Annotated in this window: 12 protein-coding genes; 5 read left to right on the forward strand and 7 right to left on the reverse strand. The window is 59.7% G+C overall.

Annotation, left to right across the window (positions count from 1 at the left end; translation table 11 throughout):
* Position 1: 1 nt before the first annotated feature.
* The 4 genes from OWK27_RS06425 to OWK27_RS06440 form a co-directional block, all read right to left on the reverse strand.
* Complete coding sequence (locus OWK27_RS06425) at positions 2-931, reverse strand: substrate-binding domain-containing protein (RefSeq protein WP_267590049.1); 930 nt, start codon at positions 929-931, stop codon at positions 2-4.
* Positions 932-962: 31 nt separating this feature from the next.
* Positions 963-1,949, reverse strand: coding sequence for an inositol 2-dehydrogenase (gene iolG / locus OWK27_RS06430; RefSeq protein ID WP_267590050.1), 987 nt, complete (start codon positions 1,947-1,949; stop codon positions 963-965).
* Between the two features lie 390 nt (positions 1,950-2,339).
* Positions 2,340-4,265, reverse strand: a complete 1,926-nt coding sequence (iolD, locus tag OWK27_RS06435) for a 3D-(3,5/4)-trihydroxycyclohexane-1,2-dione acylhydrolase (decyclizing) (protein WP_267590051.1) — start codon at positions 4,263-4,265, stop codon at positions 2,340-2,342.
* Between the two features lie 11 nt (positions 4,266-4,276).
* Complete coding sequence (locus OWK27_RS06440; protein WP_267590052.1) at positions 4,277-5,782, reverse strand: CoA-acylating methylmalonate-semialdehyde dehydrogenase; 1,506 nt, start codon at positions 5,780-5,782, stop codon at positions 4,277-4,279.
* Between the two features lie 291 nt (positions 5,783-6,073).
* Between OWK27_RS06440 and OWK27_RS06445 the strand changes: the two genes are divergently transcribed.
* On the forward strand, positions 6,074-6,904 hold the full coding sequence (locus OWK27_RS06445; RefSeq protein ID WP_008502123.1) for a MurR/RpiR family transcriptional regulator: 831 nt from the start codon (positions 6,074-6,076) through the stop codon (positions 6,902-6,904).
* A gap of 28 nt (positions 6,905-6,932) precedes the next feature.
* On the opposite strand, the gene OWK27_RS06450 is transcribed toward OWK27_RS06445, so the two are convergent.
* Positions 6,933-7,769, reverse strand: a complete 837-nt coding sequence (locus tag OWK27_RS06450) for a MipA/OmpV family protein (RefSeq protein WP_267590053.1) — start codon at positions 7,767-7,769, stop codon at positions 6,933-6,935.
* Positions 7,770-7,974: 205 nt separating this feature from the next.
* On the opposite strand from OWK27_RS06450, the gene OWK27_RS06455 reads away from it, so the two are divergent.
* From OWK27_RS06455 to OWK27_RS06465, 3 genes are all read left to right on the forward strand, one after another.
* Positions 7,975-8,652, forward strand: coding sequence for a response regulator (locus tag OWK27_RS06455; protein ID WP_267590054.1), 678 nt, complete (start codon positions 7,975-7,977; stop codon positions 8,650-8,652).
* Entirely contained in the window at positions 8,652-10,040 is a 1,389-nt protein-coding gene (locus OWK27_RS06460) for a sensor histidine kinase (protein WP_242171644.1), read from the forward strand. The genes OWK27_RS06455 and OWK27_RS06460 overlap by 1 nt, the downstream gene beginning before the upstream one ends.
* A gap of 170 nt (positions 10,041-10,210) precedes the next feature.
* On the forward strand, positions 10,211-10,690 hold the full coding sequence (locus tag OWK27_RS06465; protein ID WP_148420680.1) for an RrF2 family transcriptional regulator: 480 nt from the start codon (positions 10,211-10,213) through the stop codon (positions 10,688-10,690).
* 66 nt (positions 10,691-10,756) lie between these two features.
* Here the strand turns inward: OWK27_RS06465 and oqxB are convergent, their stop codons facing one another.
* Positions 10,757-13,909, reverse strand: coding sequence for a multidrug efflux RND transporter permease subunit OqxB (gene oqxB, locus OWK27_RS06470; RefSeq protein WP_148420679.1), 3,153 nt, complete (start codon positions 13,907-13,909; stop codon positions 10,757-10,759).
* Positions 13,910-13,932: 23 nt separating this feature from the next.
* Positions 13,933-15,108 (reverse strand): efflux RND transporter periplasmic adaptor subunit, encoded by a 1,176-nt coding sequence (locus OWK27_RS06475; protein ID WP_267590055.1) that lies wholly within the window; start codon positions 15,106-15,108, stop codon positions 13,933-13,935.
* Between the two features lie 335 nt (positions 15,109-15,443).
* Between OWK27_RS06475 and OWK27_RS06480 the strand changes: the two genes are divergently transcribed.
* A complete protein-coding gene (locus tag OWK27_RS06480; protein WP_252004553.1) occupies positions 15,444-15,797 on the forward strand; it encodes a helix-turn-helix domain-containing protein in 354 nt (117 codons plus the stop codon).
* Positions 15,798-15,854 lie beyond the last annotated feature (57 nt).

Genomic DNA, 15,854 nt, shown 5'->3' on the forward strand with positions numbered 1-15,854 from the left:
ATCAGTTACCGGCCTCGCCGATGCGCTCAGCCTGCTGCAGGTTCTCTTTGGTGATAAGCGTCGGCGGGTAGTCGGCGCCGGTGATGGCTTTCTTCTCGCGCACGCTGGCCACCAGCTGGCTCATCGCCGTCTGCACCGCAAAGCCCGGACGCTGATCGGCGGTTACCGCCAGCCAGCCCTCGCGCACGCGGGCCAGCGCTTCCGGTACCGCATCAAAGCCGGTCACCAGGATTTCGCCCGGCTTCACGCCCTGGCTCTGCAGGGCTTCAATCGCCCCCAGCGCCATATCGTCGTTGGCGGAGAGGATCACCTGCGGGCGTTTCGGCAGAGAAGGCAGGACGCTTTCAACGATGCGCATCCCTTCTGAACGCATCCAGTTGCCGGTCTGATCGGCGACGATCTTGTACTTGTCCCCGCCCGCCTTCAGGCTGTCGCGGATACCTTTGGTGCGTTCAATATTGGAGGAGGAGCCCGGCTGGCCGGTGAGCAGAATGATGTCCGCACCGTTGGGGAATTTAGTTTTGACGAAATCGCCAATCGCCTGGCCGCCTTTATAGTTGTTGGCGCCAAAGTGCGGCACCTTCTTCTGGCTGTCGACGGAGCGGTCAAGGGTGACGACCGGCAGCTTCGCCTCCTGAATTTCATCCACCGCGCTGGAGACCGCGTTCACGTCGTTCGGGGAGACGATAAAGCCCCGCGCCCCGCGGGTGATGGCGTTTTCCAGGTCAGCCACCTGTTTCGGTGAACTGCCCTGCCCGTCCAGCACCTGAAGCTGCACGCCCATCTCTTTTGCGGCCTTCACCGCCGTGCGCTGCATGTGCACTTCAAACGGCATGGCCAGATTTGGCGTACTGAAAACAATTTGCTCGTTTTCGGCGAGGGCGGCCCCGGACGTCATGGCGATGAGGGCGGCTACGATCAGTTTTTTCATTATTATGTCTCTCTGTGTAGGGTCGTTGTGTTTAGAGGACGATCTCGCGCTGGCTGCGCAGCGACTCCAGCGCTTTATCCGCGAGGTACAGCGCACGTTCACCATCATCGCCGCTGCAGTCAGGCACCGCTTCGCCGCGCAGAACCGCAACAAAGTGTTCCCATTCCGCGGCGTAAGCGGATTTGTAGCGCTGCAGGAAGAAGTGTTCCGGCAGCGCGCTGGTGCAGCCCTGTTTGCCGTAGTGCTGCACCTGGTTTTCCAGAATATTGCCCGCGCAGAGCAGCCCTTCGGAGCCGTGCAGCTCCAGGCGCTGGTCGTAGCCGTACGAGGAGCGGCGGCTGTTGACGATGGTCGCCATCGCGCCGGAGGCGTATTTGAGAACGATAAACGCGGTATCGATATCCCCCGCCTCGCCAATCGCCGGATCCACCAGGTTACTGCCCTGGGCATATATCGACACCGGCTCTTCGCCCATGATGAAGCGCGCCATGTCAAAGTCGTGGATGGTCATGTCGCGGAACATGCCGCCGGAGACGCGCACGTACTCCGCAGGCGGCGGAGACGGATCGCGGGAAATAATCAGCAGCGATTCCGGCTTGCCGATGCGCCCGGCCTGGGCGTCGGTTTTCACGCGGCGGAACTGCGGGTCGAAGCGGCGGTTAAAGCCGATAAACAGCGGCACGTCGTGCTCTTTGACCACCTTCAGGCAGTCGCGCACGCGGGCGAGGTCGAGGTGTACCGGCTTTTCGCAGAAGATGGCCTTGCCGTGGCGGGCGGCCATTTCAATCAGATCCGCATGGGTGTCCGTTGCGGAGGCAATCAGCACGGCATGAACGTCAGGGTCGGTCATCGCCACAGTCAGGCTCTGCTGGCGGGCCTGATACCGCGCGGCGAGGCGGGTGGCAAATTCCTGATTCGGGTCAACCACGGACCACAGCGTGGTCGCACCGTGGCTGGCGATGTTAGCTGCATGTACCTGACCAATTCGGCCAGCGCCCAGTAAAGCAATGTTAAACATAACGGCTCCCGGTGTTGGTGAATGCTGTAAACTAACGACCCTTTAAATAAAACATTTATTTCATTTTTATAAATAGTGAAAATTATGTTTTTGAGTGTGGGTTAACACTTTTGAGATGAATGAGATAAATTTTGTTATCAATCTCACAACATGGAGGGGCGTACATCTTCCCCTCACCCCGGCCCTCTCCCCAAAGGGGCGAGGGAGAAAAGACAGCCCCGAGCCGTCCCCTCACCCCAGGTGGGCGAGGGAGAAAAGGCCGCACCGAACCATCCCCTCTCCCCAGGTGGGTGAGGGAGAAAGGGCCGCACCGAACCATCCCCTCTCCCCTTTGGGGAGAGGGTTAGGGTGAGGGGAAATGAAATGAAAATTTCGTTACGACATGAAAATTTAATACTGACGCGCTTTTTTCACCTGCGCCTGCGTCTGCGCCGCGGCCTCGCGCACGGCTGAGGAGGCCGCCACCTGCGCATCGCCGGTTCGCCACCAGGCGTCGTAATCGTGGGTCATGGTTTTCGGCAGCACCTTAATGTCCAGCAGCGTCGGGCCTGGATGGGCGCGGGACGCCGCCAGCGCCGCCAGCAGGCCTGGCTCATCGTGTACCTGCCACGCGCGGCAGCCGTAGCTTTCCGCGTTTTGTGCAAAGTCGACCTTCACCAGCGGCCCGTCGAGCCGCCCGGTTTCCGGGTTACGGTGGCGGTTTTCGGTGCCAAAGCTCCCCATGCCGTGCCCCATCTGCAGGTTGTTAATGCAGCCGAAGCTGGCGTTATCAAACAGCAGAACGGTGACCTTAACGCCCTCCTGCACCGCGGTTTGCAGCTCGGAGTGCAGCATCATGTAGGAGCCATCCCCCACCATGGCGTATACCGGCTGTTCGGGGCTCGCAAGCTTCGCGCCAATCGCTGCCGCTATCTCGTAGCCCATGCAGGAGTAGCCGTACTCCAGGTGATAGGTGTCGGGCGTTTTGACCTGCCAGAGGCGCTGTAAATCCCCCGGCAGCGAACCGGCCGCGCCCACCACGATGGCGTTATCCTCAACATGCTGATTAATCAGCCCCAGCACCCGCGTCTGGGTCAGCCGGGTGTTGAGCGTCTCGCCGTATTCCGCCAGCTGCGCGTCCAGGTGCCCCGCCACCTCGGGCGCATCTGCCGGATGCCACTGGCGATCCCACAGGCGGCGGCACTCGTCGCGCCAGGCGACTTTCGCCTCAGCAATCTCCTCTCCCCATCCGCTGCGGTAATCCTTAAGCGCATGGGTCAGGGCCTGCAGCCCGGTTTGGGCATCGGCCACCAGCGCGGTGGCGTCGAGCTTCAGCGCGTCAAATTCGGCCACGTTCAGCAGCAGAAACTCGACGTCCGGATGGGAAAAGAGCGCCTTGGAGCCGGTGGTAAAGTCCGTGAGGCGCGTGCCGACGCCAATCACCAGGTCCGCCTGCGGCGCAAGCCGGTTAGCGGCCATTCCGCCCGTCACGCCCACCCCGCCCAGATTAAGCGGGTGGTCACTTACCAGCGCCCCCTTTCCGGCCTGGGTTTCGGCGAACGGCAGTTGCAGCGTCTCGACGAATTCGCGAAACGCCGCATGCGCGCCGGAATAGCGCACGCCGCCGCCGCACACCACCAGCGGACGTTGCTTGCGGGCAATTAACGCCCGCGCCTGGGCCAGACGATGCGGATCGGGCGGTCGACGCTCAACGTGGTGCACGCGGCGCGCGAAGAAGCTCAGCGGGTAATCCCAGGCTTCCCCCTGCACGTCCTGCGGCAGGCAGATGGTCACCGTCCCCGTATTTGCAGGGTCAGTAAGCGTTCGCATCGCATTTAGCATGGCGCTCATCAGCTGCTCGGGGCGGTTGATGCGGTCCCAGTAGCGGGAGACCGGACGGAAGCAGTCGTTGGTGCTGATGCTGAGATCGTGATACTGCTCGATCTGCTGCAGCACCGGGTCCGGCTGGCGGCTGGCGTAGATATCCCCCGGCAGCAGCAGCAGCGGGATTCGGTTCGCCGTAGCGGTTGCCGCGGCGGTCACCATATTGGCGGCGCCCGGCCCGACGGAGGAGGTGACGGCAAAAATGCGCTGACGGCGGTGCTGTTTGGCGAACCCCGTCGCCATATGGGCGATGCCCTGCTCGTTGCAGCCCTGCATTACCTGCAGATGGCCCGGATCCTGCTCCAGCGCCTGGCCGATACCCAGCACGTTACCGTGTCCGAAGATAGTGGCTACGCCCTCCACGAAGGGCGTTTCGCTGCCGTCAACGCTGACGTACTGTTGATTGAGGAAGCGGACCAGCGCCTGGGCCATGGTCATACGTTCGGTTTGCATAACACCTCCTGTCAGCCCAGCGTCGGCATGGAAAACGCGGCGCCTGTCTCCTGCTGCATTTCCGGCCAGCGCGCGGTGATGGTTTTCATGCGGGTGTAGAAGCGCACGCCGTCGTTGCCGTGAACGTTGAGCGCGCCAAAGATGGAACGCTTCCAGCCGCCGAAGCTGTGGAACGCCATCGGCACCGGGATCGGCACGTTGACGCCCACCATGCCCGCCTGCACCTCTTCGCAGAAGCGGCGCGCGCAGCCGCCGTCGCGGGTGAAAATGGCCGAGCCATTACCATATTCATGGCGGTTAATCAGATCCACCGCGCTGGCGTAATCTGCTACGCGCACCACAGAAAGCACCGGGCCAAAAATTTCTTCCTTATAGATGGTCATATCCGGGGTAACGTTATCGAACAGCGTCGGCCCGACGAAATAGCCCTGCTCGTGACCCAGCACGCTAAAGCCGCGGCCGTCCACGCGAAGCCTCGCCCCCTGCGCCTCGCCGCTGTCGATATAGCCCAGCACCTTGCTGCGGTGGGCGGCGGAGATAAGCGGCCCCATTTCGTTTTCCGGCGTCTGGTCCAGGCCCGGCCCGACGCGCAGCGCGGCAATCTGTTTTTCCAGCCGGGCGCAGAGGTCGTCGGCGGTTTTATCGCCCACCGCAAGCACCACCGAAAGCGCCATACAGCGCTCGCCCGCCGCGCCGTAGGCCGCGCCCATAATGGCGTTGGCCGCCATCTCCATGTCGGCATCCGGCATCAGAATGCAGTGATTTTTCGCCCCGCCCAGCGCCTGACAGCGCTTACCGTGGGCGGAGGCGGTCTGGTAAATGTATTCCGCAACTGGCGTGGAGCCGACAAAGCTCACCGCCTGCACGCGCGGGTCGGTCAGGAGCACGTCAACGGACTCCTTATCCCCCTGCACCACGTTGAACACGCCGTCCGGCAGGCCGGCCTCTTTCAGCAGCTGCGCCAGCGCCAGCGCGAGCGAAGGGTCTTTTTCCGACGGCTTCAGCACGAAGGTATTCCCGGTTGCCAGCGCAATCGGGAACATCCACATCGGCACCATCGCCGGGAAGTTAAACGGCGCGATCCCGGCGCAGACCCCGAGCGGCTGCATCAGCGAGTGGCTGTCGACGCCGGTACCGACGTTCGCAGAGTGTTCACCCTTTTGCAGATGCGGGATGCCGCAGGCAAATTCCACCACTTCCAGGCCGCGGGTCAGTTCGCCCACCGCGTCGGAGAAGACTTTGCCGTGCTCTTCGCTGATGATGCGGGCCAGGCGCGCCATATTCTCCTCCAGCAGCGCCTTAAAGCGGAACATCACGCGTGCGCGCTTAAGCGGAGCATGGCGCGCCCACGCCGGAAACGCCTGCTGCGCGGCGGCAATCGCCTGTTCGGTTTCCTGCGCCGTACTCATCACCACCTGGCGGATCTGCTCGCCGGTGGCCGGGTTGAAGATCGCCTGAACGCGCTGGCCTGAACCGGTGACACATTCGCCGTGAATAAAATTCGCTACCGTCTCCATCCTTAACCTCTCGCTGTTGATACGTGACCGTTACCTGAACGCTTTGCACTCACACTATATATGAAACAAATATTCCATTTTAAGTTGAAATAAAATAAATGATGATTATTGTGATCAAGGATGGATTTTTATGTTAACAGCCAGCACCACTGACGCCGCGTGCGCTATTAAGGATTTTCGGGCGAGGAAATGACTGAAGCTTCTGTTTCATTTTTGCTGCCAGATGGATGGCCGACATTTAAAAAGCGCGGTTTTGCGTTTAGAATCATATGACTGTATTTGGGGGATAACATGACGACAGCAACCAGCCTGAACGAACTGCAGCAGCAAATCCGCGATCGCTACGATAGCCTGAGCAAGAGGCTGCAGCAGGTCTCCCGCTACGTGCTGGATAACACCAACAGCGTGGCCTTTGATACGGTTGCCGTTATTGCCGAGCGCGCCGACGTGCCGCCCTCGACGCTGATCCGCTTTGCCAACGCTTTTGACTTCACCGGCTTCAACGAAATGAAACAGCTGTTTCGCATGAACCTGGTGGAGGAGACCGCCAGCTACAGCGACCGCGCCCGGCTGTTCCGCGAGATGGAGAGCGAGGCCGTGCCGGAAACGCCGCTTGATATCCTGCAGGAGTTCGCCCGCTCGAACGCGCAGGCGCTGCAGCAGCTTGCCGCCCGCGCCGAGCCGGAGATGCTGGAGCGCGCGGTACAGCTGCTGGCTGACGCCGATACCATCTACATCGCCGGACTGCGCCGCTCCTTTAGCGTCGCCGCCTATCTGACCTACGCCCTGAGCCACCTTGAGTGCCGCCCGATTCTGCTCGACGGCATGGGCGGGATGCTGCGCGAGCAGATCAGCCGCATAAAGGCGCGCGACATTGTGGTGTCGATCAGCTTCTCGCCGTACGCGGAAGAGACGGTGATGGTCAGCGAAACCGCCGCCAGCGTCGGCGCGCGCCAGATTGTGATCACCGACAGCCAGATCAGCCCGCTGGCGACGTTCAGCGACCTCTGTTTCGTGGTGAAAGAGGCGCAGGTAGATGCGTTTCGCTCTCAGTCGGCGACGCTGTGCCTGGTGCAGTCGCTGGTAGTGGCGCTGGCATATCGGCTGGGCGAAGGAAAGTAGGCTACCGCTCCTTCGCCTGCAACACCGGTCAGAAGCTGTACGTCACCTTCAGGCTTCCCGTGGGCGACGTTTTTTTCTGAACGACTGGGCTATCGCCCGCCTCTCCCGTCAGCTGCGTAACGCCGGCAGCGGCAAGCACGCTCCAGCGGGAGGTGAGCTTATGGGTCCAGTCCAGGTTCAGCGAATAGGCATATATTCCCGATCCGGCATCATGTCGGGCAAATCCCGATGCGGCCGACTGGGCTGGGCTGACCCCGTAGTACGTTTGCATGTACTTGCTGGATCCCCAGCTGCCGGTCAGCGCCAGCGTCACCGAGTTTTCAGGAGAGGTGTAGAGCGGGCTGGCAATGCCAAAGTGCACAGCCTCACCGTTGTCTCTTTCCGAAACCGGGACCTCAGCCTGCAGCTGCACGTTAAGCCAGTCAGTTACCCTGTACCCCAGCCCCGGCACAACGACGGCTGAGCCTTTGACGTCACCCATCCCCCGCAGGTAGTCGCTGCCGGAGGCGATTGAATCGCTGCTTACGTCGCGATCCTTACGTCCTGCGCGATAGCTCAGCGCAGCGCTGTAATCCAGGTTGCCGACGCGGTTGCCGTAGCCGAGCCCGCGGGTGGTGCTGATAAAGAACCCATTTTCCATCGCGTAATCAACCACCTGGGCCGCAGCAACGCGGCTCTTATCCGAACCGGAATAGCGTGGCGCAACATCCACGCCGCCGCCCAGGGTTAACACGTTGCCCTGGCGCTGCCCGGCCGCCAGCGTCGGGGTAGCCAGTAACGCCAGGACGGCCCCCGACAGGATGCTTTTCGCGCTGCGACCGATGAGTGAACGGGGGAACCTGTGACGCAGTTTGCTGTTTCTCATTAAAGAAGCCCTTTTGGATTCAGATGGTTACGATTCAGGCGGTGTTAAACGCCAGCGCGCTCATTCTGAATACCCTCCCTAAGGTTCTTATGAGCCGAAAATGAAGAAACGCTGAAGCACGTGCTGGTTCTGTAAAGCTGAATGATTTCCTGATACCGTTTTTTTCTTAAGCTGTTCTTCATCCACTGCTGATACCGTTACCTTTGTGAAAATTCTACTAGTTGAAGACGACCTGGATCTCGGCAACGGCGTACGTATCGCCCTTGCAGATCAAGGATTTGATGTCATATGGGTACGCCGGAAAGAGGATGCGCTGCATCAGCTCGATCTCTGCGTGCCGGAGCTTATCCTGCTCGACCTGGGGCTGCCCGATGGCGATGGCATGAGCCTGATGACGCGCCTGCGTCAGCAGCTCCGGGGGATCCCCGTCATTATCCTGACGGCGCGAGGCACGCTGCAGGACCGCCTGTGCGGGCTGGACGCGGGCGCGGACGACTATCTGGTCAAACCTTTTGTGCTCGCCGAGCTGCTGGCGCGCGTGAGAGCCCTGGCGCGGCGCAGCTACGGTTTTGAGAATGAGGCGATCGACATTCGCGGCTTGTCTCTCCACGTACCGACGCGTCGCGTGACGGTGAGCGCGCGCCACGTTGAGTTGACGGCAAGTGAATACGCGCTGCTCGAAACGCTAATGCTGCGCGCTAACCGCGTGCTTACGCGGCGGTATCTGGAAGAGAGGATATTCGGCACGAAAGAAAATCTCAGCAACGCGCTCGACGTGCATATGGGTAACCTGCGGCGAAAAATTGGCGATGGCTTTGTGCGAACGGTGCGGGGCGTAGGGTACGTCATTGATACCGTACCGGTTCAGAAGGCGGCGGGCTGATGCGTAATTTTTGGTATCGCCTCAGGCTTCCTACGCTGGTCAGGCGAATGATGGTCGCCCAGATGCTGCTGCTTACGCTGCTGTGGTGTCTTTTTTTAACCTTCATTTTGCTGGAGGACCTGCGCAGCCCTCCAATACTCACGGGCAGTGAGACTTACGAAACCCTCTTTTCCCTGGTTGAGAGCATGGAGGATAGGCCGCAGGCGCGTAAAGAGGTGCTGGCCGCGTTCAGCAAGGCGCTGCGGGAGGGGTATGGCGGCGGTGAAGATCCGGAGCTGGCCATCAACCTGATCGTTCGCAAGCATAATGAGATTATTTTTTCTTCGCGTGGCGCGCCAACGGAGGTGAAAAATAGCCGTCTGGGGGAAATGCAGCGCGTCCGGACTGGAGACCACACCTGGACGAGCCGCACCCTCAAATCCGCGCGCTCCGACGTGGAGGTCACCCTTTTCACCCCGGCCGGCAGCTGGAATTTCTTTATCTACCTGAACTCGCGCGGCTATTACGTCATGCCGCTGCTGGTATGCATCCCTTTCCTTTTGTTTCCCGCGTGGCTGTCAATCCGCATCGCGATGCGCCCCTGGAACAGGGTAGTGAATGAAATTTCATTGCGCACGCCAGACGATCTCTCTCCCTTAAAAGCCGTTCCCAGGCACAGGGAGCTGCGCCAGACGGTGGACGCGATTAATGACTTTCTCGCCAGGGTGCGGGAAAGCGCCGAAAGGGAAAGGGTGTTTATTGCCGATGCCGCGCACGAGCTGCGTACGCCGCTGGCCGCGATGCGGATCAACGTCGAGGCGCTGCAGTCCTGGGTCATCAGCGAAAGCCAGCAGGAGCTGCTTGCAGGCATTGTTCGCAGCAATAGCCGTGCCGCTCGTCTCGTCAATCAGCTTCTGCTGATGAAGCATAGCGAAGCGCACATCGACACGGTAACGGAGCCTGTGCCGCTGACAACGCTTATTCAGGAGCGAATGGCCGCGCTGGAGCCGCTGGCGTCGGCGCGCGGGATTGAGCTTGAATTCTTCGCAGACGATGAAATCCGGGTCGCGGGCATCCGGGAACGTCTGGTGTCGCTGATCGACAATTTGATTGAAAATGCCGTGAAGTACAGCCCTGAGGGGGGACGAATTGAGGTACAGCTGCAATCGACAATGACATCCGCCCGGCTGCGCGTCTCAGACGCGGGCCCCGGCATTCCGGTTGAATTGCGCGAGCGGGTGTTCGACAGGTTTTTCCGCGATCCTAATCAAACCCAAAGCGGGAGCGGCTTAGGGCTTGCCATCGTCAAAGCCGTTACCCAGCAGCACAACGGCAGAGTCAATCTGAGTACGTCAGCAGAAGGTGGCCTGATGGTGACCGTTGACTTCCCGCATCCCGCGCTTGCATGAACGGAAACGCGGCGCTACCCGGCCTGACGTTTGCCGGTACGGCAGCGTTATTTCACGCATGCCGCAGATTGCTTCAATAAGATTACCGTATTTGTTATATTGTTACTTATTGATTATTCACCTCTGCGGTGCCAAAAAGAACAAGATTCACCGCGACCCAGGACAGAAAAATGCTAGATTACCGCTTCCCGACAGCTTTGCAGATGGTTCTCAGCGTAGCGATGGCGGAGCAGTCGGGTGAACGTTCGACGAGCGCAATCCTGGCCTACGGCCTGGAAGCGAATCCGAGCTTCATCCGTAAACTCATGGTTCCTCTCGCCCGTGACGGCATTATCGTCTCCACGCTTGGCCGCAACGGCTCTATACACCTTGGCCGCCCGGCGGACGAGATTACCCTGCGCGATATCTACCTTTCCGTTACTGAAGATAAAAAGCTGTGGGCGTCCCGTCCTGACGTTCCGGCACGCTGCGTGGTGAGCGCCAACGCCTGCTGGTACTTCAAATCCATTGCTGATGAAGCGGAGCAGGCTTCGCTGGCGGTTCTGGCGCGCCATACCGTCGCCAGCGCGCTGGAAGAGGTGAAAAAAGCCGACACCAGCGGGTGCGATCCGGTCCCGGAAATCTGCACGCAGCATAAAAAAGCGCCTTAATCCTTTACGGATTGCGAAAAAAAACCGCCTTCACTGTGAAGGCGGTTTTTTATTGTCTGCGACGTCCTACGCAGGCAGCACGTCTCTTTCCGCTTTACCGCGCGTCACGAACTTACGCAGCGTCACGTAAAACACCGGCGTCAGGAACAGGCCAAACAGGGTCACGCCCAGCATGCCGGAGAACACCGTGATCCCGGTGACGCCGCGCACCTCGGCACCCGCGCCGTGGCCGAGGATGAGGGGGATCGTCCCGGCAATAAAGGCGATAGAGGTCATCACAATCGGGCGTAAACGCAGGCGGCACGCCTCCAGCGCGGCCTCCATGATACCTTTCCCCTGGATTTCCAGCTCGCGGGCAAACTCCACGATAAGTATCGCGTTCTTACAGGCCAGCCCCATAAGCACGACCAGACCCACCTGCACAAACACGTTGTTATCGCCCCCGGTCAGCCAGACGCCAAACAGCGCGGACAGCATCGTCATCGGAACGATAAGGATCACCGCCAGCGGCAGCGTCCAGCTTTCATACAGCGCCGCCAGCACCAGAAACGCCAGCAGAACCGCAACCGGGAAGACGATCAGCGCCGTATTACCCTGCGTGGCCTGCTGGAAGCTCAGGTCCGTCCATTCGATATTCATCCCGTTCGGCAGTATCTGCTTAGACATTGCGTCCAGCTGCGTCATCGCCTGCGCGGAAGAGAGCACGCGAGGATCGGCATCGCCAATGAGATCCGCCGCCGGGTAGCCGTTGTAGCGGATCACCGGATCCGGCCCGTAGGTGGTGCTGATGGTGACCATACTGCCAATCGGCACCATTTCGCCCTGGTTATTGCGGGTGCGTAAGTTCGCAATATCCTCCACGCTGTCGCGGAACTGCCCGTCGGCCTGGGCCATTACGCGCCAGGTGCGGCCAAACTGGTTAAAGTCGTTCACATAGGACGAGCCCAGGTAGGTTTGCAGCGTGCCGAACAGATCGGTGAGCGACACGCCCTGCGCTTTCGCCTTATCGCGGTCGACCTGAACGTCCAGCTGCGGAACGTTAGCCTGGTAGGTTGAGATGGGGAAATGCATCCCCGGCGTCTGCATGATTGCACCGGACATGGTGTTCACCGCGTTTTGCAGCGCGCCATAGCCCAGACCGGCGCGATCCTGAATGTACAGGGAATAGCCCGATCCCTGACCCAGCCCTAAAATCGGCGGCGGCAGAATCGAGAAGCCGAAGCCCTGCTGGATTTGCGCGATTTTCGCGTTGATCTCCGCGTTAATTTCCGCCGCAGAGTGTTTACGCTGGTCGAACGGCTTCAGGCCAAAAAATACCGTCCCGGTGTTCGGCGTGTTGGTAAACTGGAGCGCATTCAGGCCGGGAAACGCAACCGCATAATCCACGCCTTCGGTATTCATACCGATTTCGCTCATTTTGCGGATCACCGCATCGGTACGCGCCAGCGACGAGCCTTCCGGCATTTTCACGCCGCCAATCAGGTACAGCTTATCCTGCGTCGGAATAAACCCGCCGGGTACGGCTTTAAACATCACGCCGGCAGCACAAAGCAGCAGCAAATAAACCGCAAACACCGCGCCGCGTCGGCCGAGCGTTTTGCCCACCAGCCCCTGATAGCCGGTCGAGCTGCGGTGGAAAAAGCGGTTAAACGGACGGAAGATCCAGCCGAACAGACGATCGATAAGCCTGGTCGGGAAATCTTTCGGTGCGCCGTGCGGCTTCAACAGCAGGGCAGCCAGCGCCGGCGAGAGCGTCAGCGAGTTAATCGCCGAAATCACCGTTGATATGGCTATCGTGACCGCAAACTGTTTATAAAACTGACCGGTCACGCCGGAGAGGAACGCCATGGGAACGAACACCGCGCACAGCACCAGTGCGATGGCGATAATCGGCCCGGAAACTTCACGCATCGCCTGATGCGCCGCCGCAAGCGGGGCGAGCCCCTCTTCGATGTTTCGCTCGACGTTTTCCACCACCACGATGGCATCGTCCACCACGATACCAATCGCCAGCACCAGCCCGAACAGGCTCAGGGTATTAAGCGAAAAGCCCAGCAGGTAGAGAATGCTGAATGTGCCCACCACCGATACCGGCACCGCGATCAGCGGAATGATCGACGCGCGCCAGGTTTGCAGGAACAGGATAACCACCAGCACCACCAGCACCACCGCTTCCAGCAGCGTTTGCACGACCGCGCGGATAGAATCGCGCACAAATACCGTCGGGTCGTAAGGTGCCGCCCACTTCATATCGTCCGGGAAACGCGTGGACAGTTCGTCCATTTTTGCACGCACCGCGTTAGACAGATCGATGGCGTTCGCCCCCGGCGACTGGAAAATACCAATCCCGACCGCGTCTTTATTGTTGAGCTGCGAACGCAGCGCATAGCTGCCGGAACCCATCTCTACGCGCGCCACGTCGCGCAGGCGGACGACCGTACCGTCCTGCGTCGTTTTCAGGACAATATTGCCAAACTCCTCTTCGGTATGCAGACGGCCCTGGGCGTTAATAGAGATCAGGAAATCGCTCTCTTTTGGCAGCGGCTCGGCGCCAAGCTGCCCGGCGGAAACCTGAACGTTCTGCTCCTGCATCGCCGTCACCACGTCCGATGCCGTCAGCCCACGCGCCGCCACCTTGTTTGGGTCCAGCCAGACGCGCATCGCGTATTCGCCCGAGCCGAAAATCTGAATCTGCCCCACGCCGGGCAGGCGCGCCAGCTCGTCCTTCACCTTCAGCGTGGCGTAGTTTCGCATGTACAGCGAGTCGTACTTGCCGCCTGGCGAAAACAGATGCACCACCAGCGTCAGGGTTGGCGATTGTTTCTGCGTGGTGATGCCCAGACGCCGCACGTCTTCCGGCAGGCGCGCCTCGGCCTGCGATACCCGGTTTTGCACCTGAACCTGCGCCTGATCGGGATCCGTACCCGGACGGAAGGTGACGGTGGTGACCAGCACGCCGTCCGATCCCGCGACGGATTTCATGTACATCATGTTCTCAACGCCGTTGATCGCCTCTTCCAGCGGCGTTGCCACGGTCTCCGCGATCACCTTCGGGTTGGCGCCGGGGTACTCCGCGCGCACCTGCACGCTTGGCGGTACGACGTCAGGATATTCGCTGACCGGCAGCAGCGGGATGGCGATTAATCCTGTGATAAAAATCAAAATCGACAGTACGGCGGCAAAAATTGGCCTGTCGATGAAAAAACGGGAAAAGTCCATGGGTTGGATTCTCAGGTAAGGGATCAGTTGAGGGCGGCGCTGGCGGTCATGGCGACGGTTTTCGCGTTAACCGGCATGCCCGGCATAAACACCTTTTGTAAACCATCGACGATGACTTTATCCCCGGGATTCAGCCCCTGCTGTACGATGCGTAAACCGTCGGCCAGACGACCCGGCGTGATATCGCGACGCTGTGCTTTCCCTTCTTTATCAACGATATAAACATATTTACGATCCTGATCGGTCAGCACCGCCTTATCGTCTACAAGCGTGGCTTTAAATTCCGCACTGCCCGGCAGGCGCACGCGGGCAAAGAGTCCCGGCGTGAACTGACGCTGCGCGTTATCTAACAGCGCGCGCATGCGGATCGTTCCGGTACTCGGCGTGAGCTGGTTATCAAGAAAATCCACTTTGCCCTGATGGGGATAGCCCTCCTCGCCGGTAAGGCCAATCTCCACCGGCAGCGCCAGGTGATTACTGGACGCCCCCTGCCCGCTGCGGGCCAGGTTTTGATAGTGAAGGTAGGTTGACTCGTCCACGTCGAAGTAAACGTAAACCGTCTTCAGCGAGACCAGGGTGGTGAGCACGCTGGCGCTGTCGCCGGCGGTAACCAGATTACCGCTGGTGATCAGCGCACGGCTGGCGCGGCCATCGATGGGCGCGGTCACTTTGGTGAAGTCCAGGTTAAGCTGCGCAGCGTCAACCGCCGCCTGCGCTGCGCGAATGTCGGCCTGCGCCTGGGTGGCTGCGGAACGGCGCTGCTCCCACTCTTCACGGGATACCACGTTGGTATTGACTAATTTATCGGTGCGGTTAGCCTCGCTTCGCGCCAGGCTGGCCTGCGTTTTGGCTCTCGCCAGCGTCGCCTGCGCCTGTTCCAGCGCGGCGCGATAGGTTCTGTCATCAATAGTGAACAGCACCTCACCCTTTTTCACCTCCTGGCCGTCGGTGTAGTTCACTTTATCAATGTAGCCGGAGACGCGCGGGCGCAGCTGAACGCTCTCCACCGCCTCAATGCGACCATTGAAGCTGTCCCACTGGCTTATGGATTTTACGACCACGTCAGCAGCGCTGACGACGGGCGCTTGCGGCGCGGCATTTTGCGCGACGCTGTCATCGCACCCGACCAGCAGCGCGGCGAGTAAAATCGCGCCCAGCGTTTCCAGATGAAAGTTACCCCAGGTTTTTTGCAGGCTCATTATTTTTATTCCGGTTATTGTAGCCGCCGGGCAAGACGCAGCGGGAGGTGCCGCGCCACTTCCTTTGTCCGGGCTGGCTTAAGGCCATTTGTGTCGTTCATCGCCACAAAACTGTAACAGTTGCGAATACACTATCGCGGCGATTGTAGGAAGGCGCTTAATTAAGTGCAAGAATAATTGTTGCACTTAATGTGCTATTTGCGTCAAAGGTAAATAACCTGTTTCGAGCAGGGTTTTAAATGTAACAATAAAACTTGCAATTAGTGGAAAAAAGGGCCACCTTTAAATGCAACAAACAAAGATGCTTTTTGACGCGTGGCGTAGGGGGAAGCAAGATGAACACCGGTGCATTCATTCACGATTTACTTGACTGGATCGACAACAACCTTGACAGCCGTCTGGACATTGAAACCGTCTCCAGGCGAGCCGGCTATTCGAAATGGCACCTCCAGCGGATCTTCAAGGAACATACCGGCTCCCCTCTCGCAGAATATATTCGCGCGCAAAAGCTGCAAAAATCGGTCGAGCGTTTAGCCCAAAGCGATGAACCGATTTTGAACGTGGCGATCGCGCTGGGCTTTGACTCTCAGCAGTCCTTCAACCGCAGCTTTAAGCGTCAGTACGGTCAGGCCCCAGGCGCATGGCGGCGCAGTATCGGCTGCCGTGAATCGCGGCAGATACGCCAGTAACTCCCTTCCGGGACGAATATCGGTCAGAAAAAAAGCCCTCTGTAAACAGAGGGCTTT

Origin of the sequence: Enterobacter cloacae complex sp. 2022EL-00788 (genome assembly GCF_026627565.1) — a bacterium.
GTDB lineage: Bacteria > Pseudomonadota > Gammaproteobacteria > Enterobacterales > Enterobacteriaceae > Enterobacter > Enterobacter pasteurii.

Excerpts from the sequence above, each read along its gene's own strand:
- OWK27_RS06425 (WP_267590049.1), bottom strand. The coding sequence starts at position 931 with ATGAAAAAACTGATCGTAGCCGCCCTCATCGCCATGACGTCCGGGGCC.
- iolG (WP_267590050.1), bottom strand. The coding sequence starts at position 1,949 with ATGTTTAACATTGCTTTACTGGGCGCTGGCCGAATTGGTCAGGTACAT.
- iolD (WP_267590051.1), bottom strand. The coding sequence starts at position 4,265 with ATGCAAACCGAACGTATGACCATGGCCCAGGCGCTGGTCCGCTTCCTC.
- OWK27_RS06440 (WP_267590052.1), bottom strand. The coding sequence starts at position 5,782 with ATGGAGACGGTAGCGAATTTTATTCACGGCGAATGTGTCACCGGTTCA.
- OWK27_RS06445 (WP_008502123.1), top strand. The coding sequence starts at position 6,074 with ATGACGACAGCAACCAGCCTGAACGAACTGCAGCAGCAAATCCGCGAT.
- OWK27_RS06450 (WP_267590053.1), bottom strand. The coding sequence starts at position 7,769 with ATGAGAAACAGCAAACTGCGTCACAGGTTCCCCCGTTCACTCATCGGT.
- OWK27_RS06460 (WP_242171644.1), top strand. The coding sequence starts at position 8,652 with ATGCGTAATTTTTGGTATCGCCTCAGGCTTCCTACGCTGGTCAGGCGA.
- OWK27_RS06465 (WP_148420680.1), top strand. The coding sequence starts at position 10,211 with ATGCTAGATTACCGCTTCCCGACAGCTTTGCAGATGGTTCTCAGCGTA.
- oqxB (WP_148420679.1), bottom strand. The coding sequence starts at position 13,909 with ATGGACTTTTCCCGTTTTTTCATCGACAGGCCAATTTTTGCCGCCGTA.
- OWK27_RS06475 (WP_267590055.1), bottom strand. The coding sequence starts at position 15,108 with ATGAGCCTGCAAAAAACCTGGGGTAACTTTCATCTGGAAACGCTGGGC.
- OWK27_RS06480 (WP_252004553.1), top strand. The coding sequence starts at position 15,444 with ATGAACACCGGTGCATTCATTCACGATTTACTTGACTGGATCGACAAC.